Raw genomic sequence first — 18,832 nt, 5'->3', positions numbered from 1 at the left:
TGCTCCATAAGTTTTGGGCACGAAAAGGGCGGCTCTCGGCCGCCCTTGGTTTGCTTGGTGGTAGCTCCATCCGGCCTACCTGGCTTCATGCACCTTCGAAATCAAACCGCTGGTAATGCCGACGAGAAGGAAATTGTTCTTGAGGCGAACCCAGTGATAGCCGCGCGGAGGCGTCGATAGCTGAAAGGCGCGATAGTCGATTTCCGTGGCGCGGCGGCGGTCGGAGGCAGACAGGCGACGCCCCTTGACCCATCCGCCCTTGCGGATAACGACCTTCTTCTTCACCGCCTCCTTTTGAACAACGGCCTGCTTGCCGGCGGGAGCCGGCTTGACCTGCGCTGTCGCAGCCAGCGGCATACCGAGGACGGATGCAGCAAGAAGGACAGTGAAGATTTTTCTCATTGGTTGTTTCCTCATTTCAGAATCTGCACGCGAACTTACCGTGACAGACATGAAACGCATCTGACAGTCGAATTACAATTCCGTAATAGAGTGAGAACAGCGGCAGGCTTTACAGCGCGCTGCCGGAAGTCATCACCCCTCACAGTTCATCGTAGTTGAACCAGTCGAAATCCGCTGTCTTTGCCCGGCCTGAGAGGTCGAAGGCAAACATGCCCACTAAGGCTCCGGTGAAGGAACCGTGCTCGCCGCGCCCGCCCTCATCCGAGATGACGCCGGCATCGAGTACTGGCCCGATCGCCTGCCATGCGCCCATGCCTTCAGCTTGCCAGAAGAACTGCAGGTCGTTGTTCCGCACCTCCATGGCAAGCTGTATCCGCCCTTCCTGCGCGGCGACGCCGCCCTCGATCGGAAAGCTCAAGCGGCCATTCGGATAATCGCCGGGGCAGGTCATGATAGTGACGCAGCGGCCGAGCTTTTCATGCAAGGTCACGGCGATGGCATGCAGCTTGAAGCGATTGTAATAGTGCGTCAGGCCCGCAACCTGCTGATAGGTGTCGGGTTCGAAATCGACGACCGTTTCAGCCCGGAAACTGTGATGCTCCTGACGGCGGGCAACGAGCGATTGCTCGAACCAGGAACCGATGCTCTCGCGGGCGATAAGCCGCAAATGGCCGGGCCGCTCCGTCAGGCTGAAGATGCGTTCCGGTTGCGGCGTGCGCAGCCATTGGAAATCCGTCGGCAGCCTGCCCTCGTCGAAATTGTAACCGCTACGGCGCGCCTTCTCGACCGGCACGGCACCGTTCAAGCCGACGACATTGACATCGGGAACGCTGGTGCCGTTTTCGAGATAGAGCCAGCCATCCTCTTTCCAAACACATTTCTGCAGGGCCGTTTCCCGACCGAGCGTACAGCGACGATGCGGAGGCAAAGGCCGCCCACAAAGATGCGTATGGTAGAACTTGCCATCATGGGTCTCGACATACTGGCCATGGCCCGCACGCTGCAGCGCCGCCTCCGGATGATCCTTCGAAGTGATCAGATGCTTGTTCGGATGTAGTTCGTATGGCCCGGCAATGTCGCGGGATCGAGCCATGGTGACGGCATGATCGTAGCCGGTGCCGCCTTCAGCCGTGGTCAGATAGTACCAACCGTTCCGCTTGAAGAGATGCGGCCCTTCGACCAGCCCCAGCTCGGTGCCGGCAAAGATGTTCCTGATCGGCCCCTTCAACGATTTCGTCGCCGGATCCCATTCCTGCAGCAGGATACCGTCGAAAGCCGGCGTTTTCGGCGAGCCGCCATAGCTCTCGGTGCGATGGTTCCATTGCATGTTGACGAACCACTTGCGGCCGTCATCGTCGTGGAACAGGGATGGATCGAAACCGGAGGAATTGACATAGGCCGGCTCGGACCATTCGCCTTCGATGGTTGGCGAGGTCACGATGTAGTTATGGGCGTCCTTGAAGTTGCCATCATAGCGCTTGACGTCGGTATAGACGAGCCAGAACAGCCCATCCGCATAGGAGAGGCAAGGCGCCCAGATGCCGCAGCTGTCTGGCTCGCCGCGCATGTCGAGCTGCGAAGCCCGCTCCAGCGGCCGTCTCACGAGCGTCCAGTTCACGAGGTCGCGCGAATGATGGATCTGTACGCCCGGATACCATTCGAATGTCGAGGTGGCGATATAGTAGTCCTCGCCCACGCGGCAGATGGATGGATCGGGATTGAAGCCCGGCAGGATCGGATTGCGGATCATGAAACTCTCTCCTCCAGAAACCACGACATGCGGCGATGTGCGGTCATACAAATGAGACGCCCGGAACCAGATCCCGGACGTCTTATGATGATCAGTCGCGTTCCGCCGACTTGGCCCAGAGATTGATATCAGCCTCCTTGGCATAGACATCGATCTGCTTCAGCTCTTCGGCCGTGAAGTCGAGATTATCGAGCGCCTTGACGCAATCGACGATCTGCGACGAACGGCTGGCGCCGATCAGAGCCGACGTGATGCGGCCGCCGCGCAGAACCCAGGCGATCGCCATTTGCGCCAGCGTCTGGCCGCGCTTTTCGGCGATCTCGTTCAGCTTTCTGATGTTGTCGATGATCGACGGGCGGATGAACTCGCGCTTCAGGAAGTGGTTTTGTGCCGCACGGCTGTCTTCCGGAATACCGCCGAGATACTTGGTCGAGAGCATGCCCTGAGCGAGCGGCGAGAAGACGATCGATCCGATGCCGAGGTCTTCGAGCGTATCGACCAGACCGTCATCCTCGACCCAGCGGTTGAGCATGGAATAGCTCGGCTGATGGATCAAGCATGGCGTGCCGAGGTCCTTGAGGATGGCGGCAGCCTCACGCGTACGCTGCGAGTTGTAGGAGGAAATGCCGACATAAAGTGCCCTGCCCGAGCGGACGATATGGTCGAGCGCGCCGCAGGTCTCCTCGAGCGGGGTATCCGGATCGAAGCGGTGGGAATAGAAGATATCGACATAGTCGAGGCCCATGCGCTTCAGGCTCTGATCGCAGGAGGCGATCAGATATTTGCGGCTGCCCCATTCGCCATAGGGACCTGGCCACATATTGTAGCCGGCCTTGGAGGAGATGATCAGCTCGTCGCGCAGCCCGGCGAAATCGGTGCGCAGGATCTCGCCGAACGCGGTCTCGGCGCTGCCGGGAGGCGGCCCGTAATTGTTGGCGAGGTCGAAATGCGTGATGCCCAGATCGAAGGCCGTGCGGCACATGTCCACCTTGCGGTCATGCGGCGTGTCGCCGCCGAAATTGTGCCAGAGCCCCAGCGAGACCGCCGGCAGCTTCAGACCGGAACGGCCGGTCCTGTTGTATTTCATTTTTGAATAACGATCGGATGCCGGTTGCCAGGCCATGATGGAATTCCTTCGAGATGAAAAAGCGCGCGGGATTGGTCACCCGCGCGCAAACTAGCTCTTCCTGCGCCTACTTCAAGAGCGCCTGAGCCTCTTCGATGCCGAGCGCTGCGGGCTGTGTGCAGGTCGTGCTGAGATCGATGAAACGCCCTTCCTCGCCGGATTTCAGGATCGAGGTCATGACATCGACGCCATGCAGGGTGCGGTCGAGCGAGCAACGGGCATCGCGTCCGTCGATCAGCGAGGCTGCCATGTCCGCAAGGCCGGCCGTGCGGTAGTTGGCGCGCGAGCCGTTCGGGCTTTCCTGGTTGACGATGCCGAAAGGATGCGCCCAGTTTTCCAGCGGCTTGATGTCCTTGTCGCGGCCGCTCGCCTCGACGGTGCCGCCAAAGAAGTTCGGATCGGGCACGTAGAGCGAGCCTTCGGTGCCGTAGAGCTCCATATTGGCATGGCGATGCGACCACACATCCCAGCTCGCCGTCAGCGTGATCCGGGCGCCGCTGACGAATTCCAGCAGCGCCTGGATCGTCGTCGGGGTCTTCACCGGGATAATCTCGCCATGACGCGGCTGGCTGGTGATGGTGCGGGTCGGCGATGCCATGGAGGTCATCGCACCCACGCGCTTCACCGGCCCGATCAGGTTGATGAGGTTGGCGACGTAATACGGGCCGAGGTCGAGGATCGGGCCGCCACCGGGCAGGAAGAAGAAGTCCGGATTCGGATGCCACATTTCCATGCCCGGGCTCATCACATAGCATGCGCCCGAAGTGACGCGCCCGATACCGCCGTCATCAATGAATTTGCGGGCGAGCTGATGTGCACCACCGAGGAAGGTGTCCGGAGCGCAGCCGACCGCCAGCCCCTTTTCCTTGGCGATGCGACGGAGCTCCTCACCCTGCTCCAGCGTCAGCACGAGCGGCTTCTCGGAGTAGACGTGCTTGCCGGCTTCGAGGATGCGCTTGGAAACCGGGAAATGCGCGTCCGGGATGGTCAGGTTGACGATGACATCGAGCTCGTCATTGGCGAGCAGTTCGTCGATCGTCTGGGCCCTGACCTTGTATTCTTCGGCGCGCGCACGCGCCGCTTCCATGTTGATATCCGCGCAGGCCAGCACCTTCAGGCCTTTGAAGAGCGGTGCGAGCGAGAAATAGGTGGTTGAAATGTTGCCGCATCCGATGATGCCGACGCCAAGTTCCTTAGCCATGTGGAAGTGCCTCAAAAGCTCTTGAAGGATGCGATGGAGCGCGTGATCAGGCGATCGACGTCGCTCGGATTGTCATGTTCGACGACGAAGTGCTTGACCTTGGTACCGGCGAGCGCCTTGAGCAGCTTTGCCCACGGAACGGTGCCGCGCCCGACATCGGCCCAGCCGTCTTCATTCTTATTCTCGCCAGCCGGCGCAATGTCCTTGACGTGAACGGCCGTGATGCGCGGACCGAGCTTTTCGATCCAGGCGAAGGGATCGCCGCCGCCGCGGATGACCCAGGCGATATCGGCTTCCCACGAAATATCCGGAGCGCCTTCGAAGATCTGCTCGATCGGCAGCGAGCCATCAGCCTGCTTAACGAATTCGAAATCGTGGTTGTGCCAGCCGAATTCGAAGCCTGCATCCTTGTAAGGCTTGCTCATTTCATGCAGGCGCTTGCCGAAGGCGAGCCAGCCGGCGGCATCCTTCGGGCGTTGATCGGCACCGATATGGGGCGCATAGATCGAATCCATGCCCAGGGTCTTGGCGATGGTGAGCGACTTCTGCACTTCGCCATCAAGGAAATCCGGGCTGAAATGGCCGCTTGCCATCCGCAGGCCGTTCTTGTCGAGTTCGGCGCGCAGGTTCTTGAGGCCGGTCTCATCAAGATCGGCATAGATACCGCCGAAGCCTTCGACTTCGGCATAGCCGGCCTTACCGAGCTTTACGAAGATCTCCGAATAGGGCTGGAAATTGCGGGCGCTGTAGAGCTGAAATCCAAGTTTCGTCATCAATAGTCCTCCAATGGCCTTCGGGCCGTCCGTCTTGGGGCTTGGGGCCCCGAAAGCGTCGCCACAGCGACGCAATAGCTCAATCCATCAGCCGGCTGTCGCCGGTTAGCTATCCACCGACTGGCTGGATTGCAGATCGTAGATGCGGAATTCGGGCACGCCGCTTGCGAGCGGCTTGGTGGGCGTGAACACGACGCGGCGGCTTTCGCCGGCGGCAAGATCGAAGGCGTTGTCGGAGTAACGCCCTTCCGCCTCGCTCTCGATCATCACGAACAGCGCAAGTCCCCTTGCGGTGATGGTGAGTTCTACGGTCCCGTTTTCCTCTTTCTCCTCCCGCAGCACCGTCAGGCCGGCGGGCTGAAGCTCAAGCGCCTTGTAGGTGCCGTGAACATAATGCCCCTCGCCGCCCATGCCGTTCGATGCGGTGAAGCGCCACGCCAGCAGGCAATCGGTGGGAACCTGATCCGCATCGATCGACAACGCCGTGACGGCGGCATCCGGCGTGCAGACGGCATGCGCCGTCGTCAGTGGCACGCGCTCACCATCAAGTTTGAGCAGCGATACGGAAATATCGACCACCACATCGGCATTGGTGTCGTTGACCAGAGAGAAGCGGATCGTCTTATTATCGTCCGAAGGAATTGCCGCAACGGATACAGGCTGGAAGAAGCGCCGCACCAGATAGTGCATAACCTTCCACCGGCCGCCGTAATCCAGGCTGGACCACGAAGCGACAGGCCAGGTGTCGTTGAGCTGCCAGTAAATAGTGCCCATGCAATGCGGCTTCAGCGAACGCCAATATTCCACCGCCGTCTTGATGGCGAGGCCCTGCTGGACCTGGCTCAGATAGACGAAATTCGGGAAATCCTTGGGAAAGCGGAAATAGCGGAACATCGTGCCGGCAATGCGCTCGTTGCCGCCGGCATTCTTCTGGTGCAGTTCCATGACCGGAGAGGCGATATTCATATCCTTCGCCTCGGCATAGGTCTTGATGACGGGCAGCGAGGTATAGGACTGGAAGCCGAATTCCGAGCAGAAGCGCGGCCGCACGGAACGATAATTGTCGAAAGACTTGTTCTCGTGCCAGACCGACCAGTAATGCATGTCGCCGGAGCCATCGGCATGCCAGGCGTCGCCGAAATTGAGATAGCCCGAAGCCGGGCTCGACGGCCACCAGATCGCATCCGGCAGCGCCTTCTTCATCGCCGTCTCGATTGTTCTGTTCAGGCGATCGTAGGAGACGAGATAGCGATCCCGATCTTTGCGGGACTCCTCGAACCAGGTGAGCGCACCCACCAGCTCATTGTCGCCGCACCAGAGAACGATGGAGGGATGCGTCGCAAGCCGGCGCACCTGATAGCCCACCTCATCCTCGACATTTTCCAGGAAGTCGCCAGTCGAGGGATAGAGATTGCAGGCAAACATGAAGTCCTGCCACACCATCAGACCCAGGCGATCGCAGGTGTCGTAGAACCAGTCATGCTCATAGAAGCCGCCGCCCCATACACGGATCGCATTCATATTGGCATCGACAGCTGATTGCAGCAGATCCTCTGTTGCAGCCGGATTAGAGCGAGAAAACAATGCGTCGGCCGGAATCCAGTTCGCCCCGCGGGCAAAGATCTCGCGACCGTTGATCTTCAACGCGAAACGGCTACCCGCTTCATCTTCGGTGGTAATCAACTCGACCGTGCGCAGGCCGATCTGCCGCGTGACGGTTTCAAAATTGGTTTCCACCGACAACGCATAGAGTGCCTGCTCGCCATTGCCTGCCGGCCACCAAAGCTTAGGCTTGTCGATATGGAAGAAATGGGTGATCGACGTCTCGCCGGCGTTGACGCCGACGTCGAGGCGTACCCGCTCGTCATCAAGCGAGAAATAAAGCTGTGCGATCCCCGTTCCCTTGGCAAATAGCGCCACCGTCACCTTGAGATCGACCGAGCCGTCATCATTATGAATCTGCTGGGTGACGACATTTTCGATGCGGGCTATTTCGAGCTTCTTCAGCGCGATGGTGCCATAGAGGCCAAGCGGCGCGATCGCAATGTTCCAATCCCAGCCGAAATGGCATTGCGGCTTGCGCAGCATGTTACCGTTCGGGATCGGCGAATTGCCGGTGCTGTAGGGAATGTAGAAAGGCTGTTTGGCCTGCAGGGCAGCACCAGCCGAAATGCTCGAATGCAGGACGATGCGAATGGTGTTCTCACCCGCCTTCAGCACCTTCGAGACGTCGGGGCGATAACGCTGAAAACAGTTATTGCCCTCCAGCACCAACGCATCGTTGACGTAGACGCTGGCGACTGTGTCGAGATAATCGATATCGAGATACCAGTCTCCGCCGGCATCATCGAGTACGAAGCTGCGCGTCAGCTCCCAGTCCTGCTTGGCGACCCACTGCACGATCTCTTCGTTCCGCGCGAAATAAGGATCGGGAATAAGCCCTTCAGCATAGAGCGCGGAATGGACATCACCGGGCAGAGATATGGACAGCGAGTGATCACTGTCGGGAGACGTCAGCCTCCACGATCCGGCCAGATCGACGGTGAGGCTATCATTGATGGAAGAAGACATCGGACCTCCTCGGACCGCTGCAAAGAAGGAGGCGGCCGGGCCGCCTCCGGGCATGGGATCATATTCTGAGTTCTGTCTGCGCATCGAAGAGCGATGCGAGAGACATGTCGAAGCCAAGCTTTACGGCCGAACCGGGCCCAAAGCGCCTCGCGCCGTTGACGCGAACCGACATCGTGTGACCGGCATGCTTCAGCCAGAGCAGATTATCGGCGCCCATCGGCTCTTCGATATCGACCGTGGCATCGTGAATCTCGGCACCCAACGCGGCCGTTTCATTGACCTTGATATGCTCGGGACGGACGCCCAGCACTACCTTGCGGCCGGCCTGCAGAGGCTCGCCGGCCTTGTAGCCGTCAAGAGAAAACAGCACGTCATTGGTCGCGAACACGACCTTGCCTTCGCGGTTTACCAATTCGCCCTTTAGGAAATTCATCGACGGCGAACCGATGAAACCTGCGACGAAGAGGTTGCGCGGCTCATTGTAGATCGTCGTGGGATCATCGAGCTGCATGATGACGCCGTTCTTCATGATCGCGATGCGATCGGCGAGCGTCAGCGCCTCGATCTGGTCATGGGTCACGTAGATCATGGTATTCTTCAGCGACTGATGCAGCCGCTTGATTTCGACGCGCAGCTCCGAACGCAGCTTGGCATCGAGGTTCGAAAGCGGCTCGTCGAACAAGAACACATCGACGTCGCGCACCAGGGCGCGGCCGATCGCGACGCGCTGGCGCTGGCCGCCCGAAAGCTCGGCCGGCTTGCGCTTCAACAACGGCTGAATCTGCAGGATCTCGGCAGCCCGCGCGATGCGCTTGTTGATCTCGTCCTGCGGCACCTTGGCAACGCGCAGGCCGAAGGAAAGGTTCTTCTCGACCGTCATCTGCGGATAGAGGGCATAGGACTGGAACACCATGCCGATGCCACGATCCTTTGGCTCCTCCCAAGTGACGTTCTTGTTCTTGATGAAGATCTGCCCCTCGGTGATATCGAGCAGGCCGGCAATGCAATTCAACAAAGTCGATTTGCCACAGCCCGACGAACCGAGAAGCACTAGGAATTCACCGTCGTTGATCTCGAGGTTGAGGTTCTTCAGAACGGTGACCGCGCCGAAATCGAGCGAGAGGTCTTTGATGGAAACGCTACTGTTCATGGATCACCCCTTCACTGCGCCGGCGGCGATGCCGCGGACGAAGAGCCGCCCGGACACGAAATAGACGATAAGTGGAACAAGACCGGTGAGGATCGTTGCCGCCATGTTGACGTTGTATTCCTTCACGCCCTGGACGGAATTGACGATATTGTTGAGCTGGACGGTCATCGGATAATATTCGGGCCTGGTGAAGACGACGCCGAACAGGAAGTCGTTCCAGATGCCTGTGACCTGCAGGATCATGGCGACGACGAAGATCGGCAGCGACATGGGCAACATGATGCGCAGGAAAATCTGCCAGAAGCCGGCGCCATCGATACGCGCGGCCTTGAAAAGCTCCACCGGCAGCGATGCGAAATAATTCCGGAACAACAGCGTCAAGATCGGCATGCCGAAGATGCTGTGCACCAGGATAAGTCCGGTCAGCGTACCGTAGATGCCGATTTCGCGTAGCACGATGACGATCGGATAAATCATCACCTGATACGGAATGAACGCCCCGATTACCAGGATCGAAAAGAACAGATCGGCTCCCTTGAAGCGCCAATTGGCAAGCGCATAGCCGTTGACCGAGGCAATCGCGATCGACAGGATCGTCGACGGCACAGTGATGCGCACGGAATTCCAGAAACCGCGGGAAAGGCCGTCACAATTGAGGCCCGTACAAGCCGTTGCCCAGGCTTTCACCCATGGTTCGAAAGTGATCTCGAGCGGCGGCGAGAAGATGTTGCCGAGCCGGATTTCAGGCATTCCCTTCAGCGACGTGACGATCATCACATACAGCGGCAACAGGTAATAGGCCGCGGCGACGAAAAGCGTGCCGTAGAGCATGATATTGCGGCCGGAAATCACCCGGCGCGGCTTGCGGCCACTCGGTCCGGAGAGCGTCTTCTCCGTCAAGGCAGCACCGCCGTTTACATTCTTGAGAGTAACAGGATTAGACACGTTTGCGCCCTCCGCCGAATTCCAGATAAGCCCAGGGGATGACGATGATTGCGACAGTCACCAGCATCATGGTGGAAGCAGCAAACCCCTGGCCGAGGTTCTGCGCCTGGAACATGTAGTCGTAGACGTATTTCGCCGGAACTTCGGAAGAGATACCGGGTCCGCCGCTCGTTTGCGCGACGACGAGGTCGTAGACCTTGACGATGCCGCTGGCGATGATGACCAGCGTCGTGATGAAGACGGGGCGCATCATCGGGATGACGATGAAAAGATAGGTCCGCCACATCGGAATCCCATCCACGCGCGCCGCTTTCCAGATATCTTCGTCAATGCCGCGCAGGCCTGCGAGCATCAGGCACATCACGAGCCCCGTTCCCTGCCAAAGAGCTGCAATCAGCACACCGTAGATGACGATGCTCGGGGTATAGAGCGGATCGAAAGTAAATGTCGTCCAACCGAGCGAGCGCACCACGGACTGGATGCCGAATTCGGGGTTGAGCAGCCACTGCCAGACGAGGCCGGTGACAATGAAGGAGAGAGCGAAGGGATAAAGAAAAATCGTGCGGAAGGTGTTTTCGAACCGGATCTTCTGGTCCATCAGCGCAGCCAGCACGAAGCCGATGACGAGACTGAAGATCATGGAAAAAATGCCGTAAACGGCAAGATTCTCAATGGACACGACCCAGCGCGGCGCCGCCCATAGACGGTGGTATTGGTCCAGCCCGACGAAGCTGAGACGTGGCAGCAGCTTTGAATTGGTGAAGGAATAAACCACTGTCCAGATTGTGCCGCCGAGAAAGATGACGACGGCCGTCAGGATCATTGGAATGGATGCAATCTTCGAATTCAGATTGCGCAGAAATTGATTTGGCCGGCCGGCTTTCGCATGACCCGTCATTGTAGCTCCTTCTAACGCGCGATTGCTTCGACGATCAGGAACTCTGGGCCATGACCCGGTCTCAGTCCCTGTCGCTTCCTCCTCATCCACGGCCGAACGTCACATCTCTGGGAGTCCGCCGCCGAAGGGGCGCCGTAGCCAGCCGGATCACAGGACGTGTCCCGGCCGTGATACCGACCCGCAACGCGAGGCCGGTATCACTACAGCGAGAAGATAGAGATCAATCAGCAGCAGCGATGATCTCGACGAAGCGCTTCTGAGCCGCTTCCGGCGTCATTGAAGGATTGGCGAAGAACTCGGAGAACAGATCTTCTTTCTGCTTTTGGCTGTCGGCAGAAAGAAGCTGGTCCGTGCCCTGGATCACGTTACCCTTCTTCAGAATTTCCAGGCCCTTCTTCATGCAGTCGTTGGCTGCTGTGAGGTCCACGTCGCCGCGCACCGGCAGCGAACCCTTCTTCAGGTTGAAGGCAACCTGGGTCTTCGGATCGAGAAGCGTCTTCGCGAGCGCATCCTGAGCCTTCGACTTGGCCTCATCCTTCAGCAGCGGGAAGTAGAATGCGTCGCCGCCTGTGGAAATGACTTCATTGACACCGAGGCCGGGAAGGCAGGTATAGTCCGTGCCGGCCTTCTGGCCTGCCAAGGCGAACTCACCCTGTGCCCAGTCTCCCATGATCTGGCCGCCGGCCTTGCCGGTGATGACCAAGTTCGTGGCCTGGTTCCAATCCTGAACGTTGGAGCCTTTGGACATCTTGCGGGCGTCATCGGCAGCCTTGAAGACCTTGGCAATCTCCGGTCCGGCAGCGACTTTCGCATCCTTGTCCTTAAACACTTTCTCGAAGTTATCCTTGCCGGCGATGGCGACCATCAAGACGTCAAAGGCACCCGCAGCCTGCCATGGCTGGCCACCGACAGCGAGCGGAACGATGCCTGCCTTTTCCAGCGAGGGAGCGGCGGCAACGAATTCATCCCAATTCTTCGGAACCGGAACGCCGGCCTTCTTAAAAGCAGCATTCGAAAGCCAGAGCCACTGCCAGGAGTGAATATTCACCGGCGCACAATAGATCTTGCCGTTGATCGTGCAGGAATCGAGCAGGCTCGACGGACGGATGATGTCTTTCCAATGCTCTTGCGTCGCGACGTCGGTCAGATCACGCATCAGGCCGGCCTGCACCAGCTCCTCGGCCTGACGACCGTGGTTGAACTGGGTGGCACCCATGGGATCGCCGCCGGTGATGCGGCTGATCATGATCGGACGAGCAGTGCCGCCCGAGCCGGCGATCGCACCATCGACCCAATGATTGCCGGTCGCGTCGAACGCCTTTGCCAATTCCGCCACGGCGGCAGCTTCACCACCGGAAGTCCACCAATGCGTTACCTCAAGATCAGTTGCCTTGGCCGCACCAAGCGGCAATGCAACTGAAGCGGCCAGCACAGCGGCCATCAAACGAATATTCATGAGTTCTCCTCCCTCACTGAAACGTTGCCGGAAAAACCTAGTCGAATCATTTTCAACGCGCAACCGCTCGCTCATAAAATTTTTCAGCAGGCTCAAATATAGCGCCTCAAATTATATACCTTCTTTCGAATAAGCCAAAATGCCCATCATTCATCCCACCATTCGCAAGCGTCAGGAAAATATAAGTTGCTGATTATATTTATCTATTTTTTACATCATCCACCGAACACCAGAAACCTTCTCATGCATCTGCAAATTTTGGAAAAAGGATGCGGATTAAACCGTCGCATATATTAGTTTTCTCGACATGAGAAAAAGTGCTCGACTTTTCCACTGTATCGTTACAGATTTTCGAGACGAGGAAGGAGTGACCACATCACAAATATGCTTGCAGCGCTGTTGCGGGCACTATAAGCGGTCGGTCGCGGGAGGCAGCATTGCAGGATATGGACAGTAAAAAGATTTCCGGCAGCAGCACAGCGCAGTCTACACATGAACGGCCGACGCTCAAGACGATCGCCTTTATGACCGGGCTCGGGATAACCACCGTCTCTCGCGCCTTGAAAGATGCTCCTGACATCGGCGCCGAGACCAAGCAGCGGGTGCGCATGGTCGCGCGGCAACTGGGATATCATCCCAATCGCGCCGGCGTACGTCTCAGGACCGGAAAGACCAATGTTATCGCCCTGGTCCTGAGCATGCACGAAGACATCATGGGCTTTACCAGCCAGATCGTCTTCGGCATTTCCGAGGTTCTGGCCGGTACCCAGTATCATCTGGTCATCACGCCGCATTCGCTTAGCAAGGACTCGCTGGTTCCGGTCCGCTATATCCTGGATACTGGCTCGGCGGACGGCGTCATCATATCGCGCACCGAACCCAACGATCCGCGCGTCGCGCTCATGCATGATCGTGGCATGCCTTTTTCCACGCATGGACGGACGGATATGGGCATAGTGCACCCCTTCCATGATTTCGACAACGAAGCCTTCACGCACGAAGCCGTGCAGGCGCTGGTCGCCAAAGGACGGCGTCGCTTGGCGCTTCTGCAGCCCTCCAACAAGCTGACTTACTATTCGCATACCCGCATCGGCTTCCAGGCGGGTTTGCGTCAATATGGGGCTGAAGAAATCCCGCTCGGGATCACCACGGACAACACCCTTGCCGATATCAAGGACACGGTCGAAGTACTGATGCGCTCTCCACATGCACCCGATGGTTTCATCTGCTCTAGCAGCGGCGGCGCCATTGCCGTCAATGCCGGAATCGAGGCCGCTGGTTTTCGTCTCGGGCGTGACATCGACATGGTCGCCAAGCAATCGACCGATGTCTTGAGCTGGATCAGGCCCGATATCATTGCGGCGTCGGAAGACTTTCGTCATGCCGGCCGGGAGCTCGCCAAGGCGGTCATCGCGCGCATCGACGGCGTGGAGCCCGAGCTTCTGCAAAGCATCAGCCCGCCCGTCTGGTCAAACGGCTGATAAGGAAAAGGCCTGCAGGGTTTCACCGGCAGGCCTTTTGATCATCGTATCCGACTGCTCTATCAGGCTGTAGCACCACTGCCCCATGGGCCGTGGTGAATATCCTTGCCGTCGACACGGTCGAAGCCGTGAGCGCCGAAGAAGTCGCGCTGAGCCTGGATCAGGTTGGCGGTGCCGCGCGCCTGGCGATACGCGTCGAAATAGGTCAACGCAGAAGCAAGCGCTGGAACCGGCAGGCCGGCAGCAGTCGCAGCCGAAACGATGCGGCGCAGCGACGGGATCGATTCCTTGACCATCTCTGCAAAGGCCGGAGTAACGATTAGATTCGCCGCATCCGGCGTCTTCGTGAAGGCGCTGGTGATCTCATCGAGGAACTGTGAGCGGATGATGCAGCCGGCACGCCAGATCTTGGCGATGACGGGCATCGGCAGCGACCAGTTGAACTCCTTCGAAGCCTCGGCCATGACGGCAAAGCCCTGCGCGTAGGCGCCGATCTTGGCAGCAAAAAGCGCCAGTTCCAGATCCTTCAAGAGGTCAGGGCCGAAGGCGATTGGGAACTTGTAGTCCGGCGTGCCGAAGATCTTCTCGGCGGCCTCGCGCTGGCTCTTGATGGCCGAGAGGCTGCGGGCGGCAACGGCGGCTTCGATGGCGGTTGCAGGAATGCCCATGTTCTGGGCTTCGATAACCGACCATTTGCCTGTGCCCTTCTGGCCGGCTTTGTCGAGAATGACATCAGGCATGGCGCTACCGGTTGCGGGATCCTTCGCGGCAAGAACCTTCTCGGTAATCTCGATGAGATAGGAGTTGAGGCGACCCTTGTTCCATTCGCCGAAGATCGAGCTGATATCGGCAGCGCTCTTGCCGAGGCCATCGCGCAGGATGCCGTAGATTTCGGCGATCATCTGCATATCGGCATATTCGATGCCGTTGTGGATCGTCTTGACGAAGTGACCGGCGCCGTCATTGCCGAGCCAGGCAACGCATGGATCGTCGTTGTATTTCGCAGCGATCGAGGTCAGCACCTTTTCGACGCGCTTGTAGGACTCTTCCGTGCCGCCGACCATGATGGAGGGGCCATGGCGCGCACCTTCCTCGCCGCCGGACACCCCCATGCCGATGAAGGTCAGGCCGGTATCCTTGAGGCGGTCGAAGCGGGCGATCGTGTCGCGGAAATTGGCATTGCCGGCGTCGATCATGATATCGCCCTTGTCCAGATAGGGCTGCAGCGCCGCCATCTGCTGGTCGACCGGCTCGCCGGCCTTGATCATGATGATGATCGGCCGTGGCGGACGGATTGCCTCGACGAACTCCTCGATCGTCTTGCAGGGAATGATCTTGTCCTTGAGTGCGCCCGCATTCGCGTAGAATTCATCCGTTACCTGAGGAGTACGGTTGAACACTGCAATCTTGTTGCCTTTTTCAGCGATGTTGAGCGCCAGATTCGATCCCATTACCGCGAGACCGATCAGCCCGATTTCTGCCTTTTCCACGACAATCCTCCAATGAACCGTTCACTGCACTCAGCCCACCCTGAAGACGCAGCAATATCCGATGTGACGCAATGCCGCCGGCGCTTGGCGCGACAGGCGGCAGCCCTGCGTTGGGGCTGTTGTTGCACTCCGGGCGGAAAACGGCAAGCCTCCGAAAGCCGTGAATCGTTCCCTTTGCAGGACTGTGCAACAATGTTGCCGAATTGGCGATTCATTCGCGTGCGAACCCTGGCTTGTTCAGCCGGTCTCAGTCCCTTGACGGTGATATAGAGGAGGAAAACACCATGTCGACCATGAATGCGAAGATCGTACATATCTCCATCGATCGCGACTGGAGGGAGGTCTACAACTACGCCAGCCGTCCGGAAAACATGCCTTTCTGGGCCTCAGGCCTGGCATCCGGGCTGACGCAGGATGGCAATGATTGGATCGCCGAAGGCACGCTCGGCACTGCACGTGTGCGCTTCTCACCCCGCAATGACTTTGGTGTCATCGACCATTGGGTCACGCTGGAATCCGATCTGCAAGTCTATAATGCCTTACGCGTCGTACCGAACGGTGACGGTTGCGAGGTCATGTTCACCGTGCTTCAGCTACCGGGCATGGAGGCAGAGCAATTCGCGGCCGATGCCGCGCATGTCATGCGGGATCTGAAGACGCTGAAGGAGTTGATGGAGCGCTGACCGCCCTTACAGCGAGCGCAACGTCCAGTCGACAAGTTCGCCTGTCACACCGGCAAATGCGGCATCGAGCGCCCGCACGAAATCGGGATTGCTGCCGCCGCTGACCGGCACGACCTTCCGGAACACGTTCTGGGCCTTCACCGTACCGGTGCGATCGTTCAGGATCTTTTCGGAGATTTCGACGATTGCCGTCTTATGGCCGCCGGACGCATTGATCTCGAAGGAGCGGATATCGGTGACGATTTGATAGTCGATTGCAAGCCCCTGCCCGGGCACGCCGACGCCACCGAGCTTGCCGGTATTCTCGAAAGCCTCGACAAGTTTCGATTGCACCATTCTGCTCAGCTTGTCGCTCCATTGCGATTTGCCGAGGTATTGAATTTCCGAGCCCGAGACGCGAATGACGATTTGATTGCTATCCAGAGCCTGCAGCGCGGTCGGCGGCGGAATGAGGATCTGGCGGCTTTTGACCGAAGGTCCATTCGTCTTCGCCGACGCGGAAAGATCGTAGGTATCATTGTTGGAGGAGGTTCCACAGCCTCCCAGCAAGGCCGCGAGCAACGGCAACGCGATCACAGCTTTCCACACCTGATGACGCTCACTCGACACGCAACCGACCATATTTCGCTTATCCCCTGGAGACCAGATATCGCTCTTCATCAATGCCGCGCGCGGCCGTCGTAAGTCTTGACCGTATCCCCACCGAAAATCAGTCGTTGCGGATTGCGGTCGAAATTAGTGATTGTACTATTCAGATTGTCAACCGTGCCCCGCATGTCGTTGATGAGGGTCTGGGCATCGCGCAAGCCGCTGCTGGAAAATTTCTGCAGATTGTCGGCGATCGGCCCGATGCGGGAATTGAGATTGTCCGCCATCTTCTTGAAGGATTCGAGCGTGTCCTTGGCTTCTGCAAACAGCGATTTGGTGCTATCGTCGCCGAGCAAGGAATTGACCTTGGTCAGGATGCCGTCGACCTTGCCGGACGCCGCATTGAGCTTGGTCGAAATCTCGCGGGCATTGGCGATCGTCTGGTCAATATCCTGCTGATGCGAGGCAACCGAGTTGGCGACGTCCCGGATCGATGCGACCGCGGTACGAGCCTGTTTCGTCACATCGGCAATATCGTCAACCGATCCCTTGATCTTGGCCGGATCGATCTGCGCGACGATCGCATCGACCCGATCCAGGGTCTTTTGAGCGTTCTGACCAAACGTCGTATAGGTGTCGGCTGTCTGCTTGAAACTTGCAATCGTCGCCTTCAGATCGGTCGTCGCATCGGCGACATTGGCCGTGATCTTGTCGGCATTGGCGATGACGTCGTTGACCTTCTGGGCATCGACAGCGCGCACCAGCTTTTCGATCGCATCCAACGTCGAGTCGACGCGGACCGAGACCGTCTTGAAGGTATCGGAAAGCTGGCCGACGCTTGCCAGGAACTTGTCGATATTGTCGGAATTGTCAGCGATGGCCTTGGAGAATTTCTGCGCATTGCGCACGGTATCCGTCAGCGGCCCGCGCGAATCCGAGACGAAGCCTTGGATGTCGCCGATCGTGTCGTTGGCGCGGTTCAGGATCTTGTCGGCCGTCGTCAACAGGTTGGTCACGCTCGACTGGTCTGCGAGCAATACCGCTCGCTTGCCCGTGTCGATCGAGCGCTTGAGGATATTTTCGTCGCTGTTGCGGCCGCCGGAAAGCTCGATATAGGCAGCACCCGTCAGGCCCTGGATCTCAAGAATGGCCTTGGTCGACGTGTAGACCGGTGCATCGGCGCGCACCTGCGTGAAGGCGAGAGAATAGTTCGGGTCGTCGGCATCGATCGAAAGGCCCTGCACCGAACCGACCTGAATACCGTTGAAACGGACCGGCGAGCCGACGCTCAACCCATTTGCCGACCCCGGAATGCGCACGACGAGCTCGACCATCGGACCGCCCCGGCCGTATTCCGCCATCCAGTAGACGAAGCCGAAGGCGGCAGCGATGACAACCAGCGTGAAGAACCCGACGATCGTATAATTGGCTTTGGTTTCCATTGTCTCCAGTCACTTCTCGCGGCTGTGGGCGCCTGCGCCTTTGTCGTCGTTGTGCCCTCTGATGTCCTCGCGCGGCACGATCGAGCGTGCGCGCTTGCCCCTGAAGTAGGATTGCACCCAGGGGTCATCACAGGCGAGCATGTCCTCAACCGTGCCTTCCACCAATACCCGCTTCTGTCCGAGGACAGCAATACGGTCACAGACGGAAAACAGGCTGTCGAGGTCGTGTGTCACCATATAAACGGTTAGGCCCAGCGTGTCGCGCAGCTTGGCAATCAATTCGTCGAACTCCGACGCGCCGATCGGATCGAGGCCCGAGGTCGGCTCATCGAGGAAAACGAGGTCGGGATCGAGCGCCAGGGCTCTCGCCAGCGCCGCGCGCTTGATCATGCCGCCCGAAAGCTCGGAAGGATATTTGTCGGCTGCGTCAGCGGCGAGACCCACCATGCGGATCTTCATCAGCGCAAGCTCGTCCATCATCTCTTTCGGCAGGTCCAGATATTCCCGCATCGGTACCTGGATGTTTTCCTTGACCGTCAGCGAGGAAAACAGTGCACCTTGCTGAAAGAGCACGCCGAGCCGCATGTCGAGCCGATTGCGATCCTCTTCGTCGAGCTTGTCGTAATCTTCGCCGAGGATCTCGATCTTGCCCGATCGGCGCGGCAGGAGCCGCAGCACAGTGCGCAGCAGCACGGATTTACCCGCGCCGGAAGCGCCGACGAAACCGAGGATTTCGCCGCGATAGATATTGAGGTTCAACTTATCGAGAACCACTTTCGAGCCGAAAGCCACAGTGACATCCCGAGCCGACAGCACGATGTCCCTGCCCTGCTCATCTTTTTCCAACGGGATTTCCGAGTGAAGCGCGCTCATCGT

The 18,832-nt window shown here is 58.6% G+C and carries 16 protein-coding genes; 2 read left to right on the top strand and 14 right to left on the bottom strand.

Going from position 1 to position 18,832, the window contains the following annotated elements; translation table 11 throughout:
* Window positions 1-75: 75 nt before the first annotated feature.
* The 10 genes from AC13QE_RS07960 to AC13QE_RS07915 form a co-directional block, all read right to left on the bottom strand.
* Entirely contained in the window at window positions 76-402 is a 327-nt protein-coding gene (locus AC13QE_RS07960) for an RcnB family protein (protein WP_132716796.1), read from the bottom strand.
* A gap of 139 nt (window positions 403-541) precedes the next feature.
* Entirely contained in the window at window positions 542-2,152 is a 1,611-nt protein-coding gene (locus tag AC13QE_RS07955; RefSeq protein ID WP_488483264.1) for a glycoside hydrolase family 43 protein, read from the bottom strand.
* Window positions 2,153-2,243: 91 nt separating this feature from the next.
* Complete coding sequence (mgrA, locus tag AC13QE_RS07950; protein ID WP_132716798.1) at window positions 2,244-3,275, bottom strand: L-glyceraldehyde 3-phosphate reductase; 1,032 nt, start codon at window positions 3,273-3,275, stop codon at window positions 2,244-2,246.
* Between the two features lie 70 nt (window positions 3,276-3,345).
* Window positions 3,346-4,479, bottom strand: a complete 1,134-nt coding sequence (locus AC13QE_RS07945; protein ID WP_132716799.1) for a Gfo/Idh/MocA family protein — start codon at window positions 4,477-4,479, stop codon at window positions 3,346-3,348.
* An 11-nt stretch (window positions 4,480-4,490) separates the two neighbouring features.
* On the bottom strand, window positions 4,491-5,252 hold the full coding sequence (locus AC13QE_RS07940; protein WP_488483263.1) for a sugar phosphate isomerase/epimerase family protein: 762 nt from the start codon (window positions 5,250-5,252) through the stop codon (window positions 4,491-4,493).
* Window positions 5,253-5,357: 105 nt separating this feature from the next.
* A complete protein-coding gene (locus AC13QE_RS07935) occupies window positions 5,358-7,823 on the bottom strand; it encodes a beta-mannosidase (RefSeq protein WP_488483262.1) in 2,466 nt (821 codons plus the stop codon).
* Between the two features lie 58 nt (window positions 7,824-7,881).
* A complete protein-coding gene (locus tag AC13QE_RS07930; RefSeq protein WP_488483261.1) occupies window positions 7,882-8,973 on the bottom strand; it encodes an ABC transporter ATP-binding protein in 1,092 nt (363 codons plus the stop codon).
* A 3-nt stretch (window positions 8,974-8,976) separates the two neighbouring features.
* Entirely contained in the window at window positions 8,977-9,918 is a 942-nt protein-coding gene (locus tag AC13QE_RS07925; protein ID WP_015340096.1) for a carbohydrate ABC transporter permease, read from the bottom strand.
* Complete coding sequence (locus tag AC13QE_RS07920; protein ID WP_488483260.1) at window positions 9,911-10,816, bottom strand: carbohydrate ABC transporter permease; 906 nt, start codon at window positions 10,814-10,816, stop codon at window positions 9,911-9,913. The genes AC13QE_RS07925 and AC13QE_RS07920 overlap by 8 nt, the downstream gene beginning before the upstream one ends.
* Window positions 10,817-11,036: 220 nt before the next feature.
* Window positions 11,037-12,272, bottom strand: coding sequence for an ABC transporter substrate-binding protein (locus AC13QE_RS07915; protein ID WP_488483259.1), 1,236 nt, complete (start codon window positions 12,270-12,272; stop codon window positions 11,037-11,039).
* Window positions 12,273-12,718: 446 nt separating this feature from the next.
* On the opposite strand from AC13QE_RS07915, the gene AC13QE_RS07910 reads away from it, so the two are divergent.
* On the top strand, window positions 12,719-13,753 hold the full coding sequence (locus AC13QE_RS07910; RefSeq protein WP_488483258.1) for a LacI family transcriptional regulator: 1,035 nt from the start codon (window positions 12,719-12,721) through the stop codon (window positions 13,751-13,753).
* Between the two features lie 62 nt (window positions 13,754-13,815).
* Here the strand turns inward: AC13QE_RS07910 and gndA are convergent, their stop codons facing one another.
* On the bottom strand, window positions 13,816-15,243 hold the full coding sequence (gene gndA / locus AC13QE_RS07905) for an NADP-dependent phosphogluconate dehydrogenase (protein WP_132716806.1): 1,428 nt from the start codon (window positions 15,241-15,243) through the stop codon (window positions 13,816-13,818).
* Between the two features lie 284 nt (window positions 15,244-15,527).
* Between gndA and AC13QE_RS07900 the strand changes: the two genes are divergently transcribed.
* Window positions 15,528-15,926, top strand: coding sequence for an SRPBCC family protein (locus AC13QE_RS07900; RefSeq protein ID WP_488483257.1), 399 nt, complete (start codon window positions 15,528-15,530; stop codon window positions 15,924-15,926).
* A gap of 6 nt (window positions 15,927-15,932) precedes the next feature.
* Here AC13QE_RS07900 and AC13QE_RS07895 read toward each other — a convergent pair whose 3' ends face one another.
* The 3 genes from AC13QE_RS07895 to AC13QE_RS07885 are packed head-to-tail and all read right to left on the bottom strand — an operon-like array spanning window position 15,933 to window position 18,829.
* Window positions 15,933-16,547 (bottom strand): ABC-type transport auxiliary lipoprotein family protein, encoded by a 615-nt coding sequence (locus AC13QE_RS07895; RefSeq protein ID WP_112411895.1) that lies wholly within the window; start codon window positions 16,545-16,547, stop codon window positions 15,933-15,935.
* Window positions 16,548-16,585: 38 nt separating this feature from the next.
* Entirely contained in the window at window positions 16,586-17,956 is a 1,371-nt protein-coding gene (locus AC13QE_RS07890) for an MlaD family protein (protein WP_015340103.1), read from the bottom strand.
* A gap of 9 nt (window positions 17,957-17,965) precedes the next feature.
* Complete coding sequence (locus AC13QE_RS07885) at window positions 17,966-18,829, bottom strand: ABC transporter ATP-binding protein (RefSeq protein WP_041677900.1); 864 nt, start codon at window positions 18,827-18,829, stop codon at window positions 17,966-17,968.
* Window positions 18,830-18,832: the final 3 nt, after the last annotated feature.

The sequence above is a fragment of the Martinezella sp. CNPSo 3957 genome (assembly GCF_057784395.1).
Note: the sequence above shows the minus strand (reverse complement) of the source record. Positions and strands in the feature narration are given on the sequence as shown.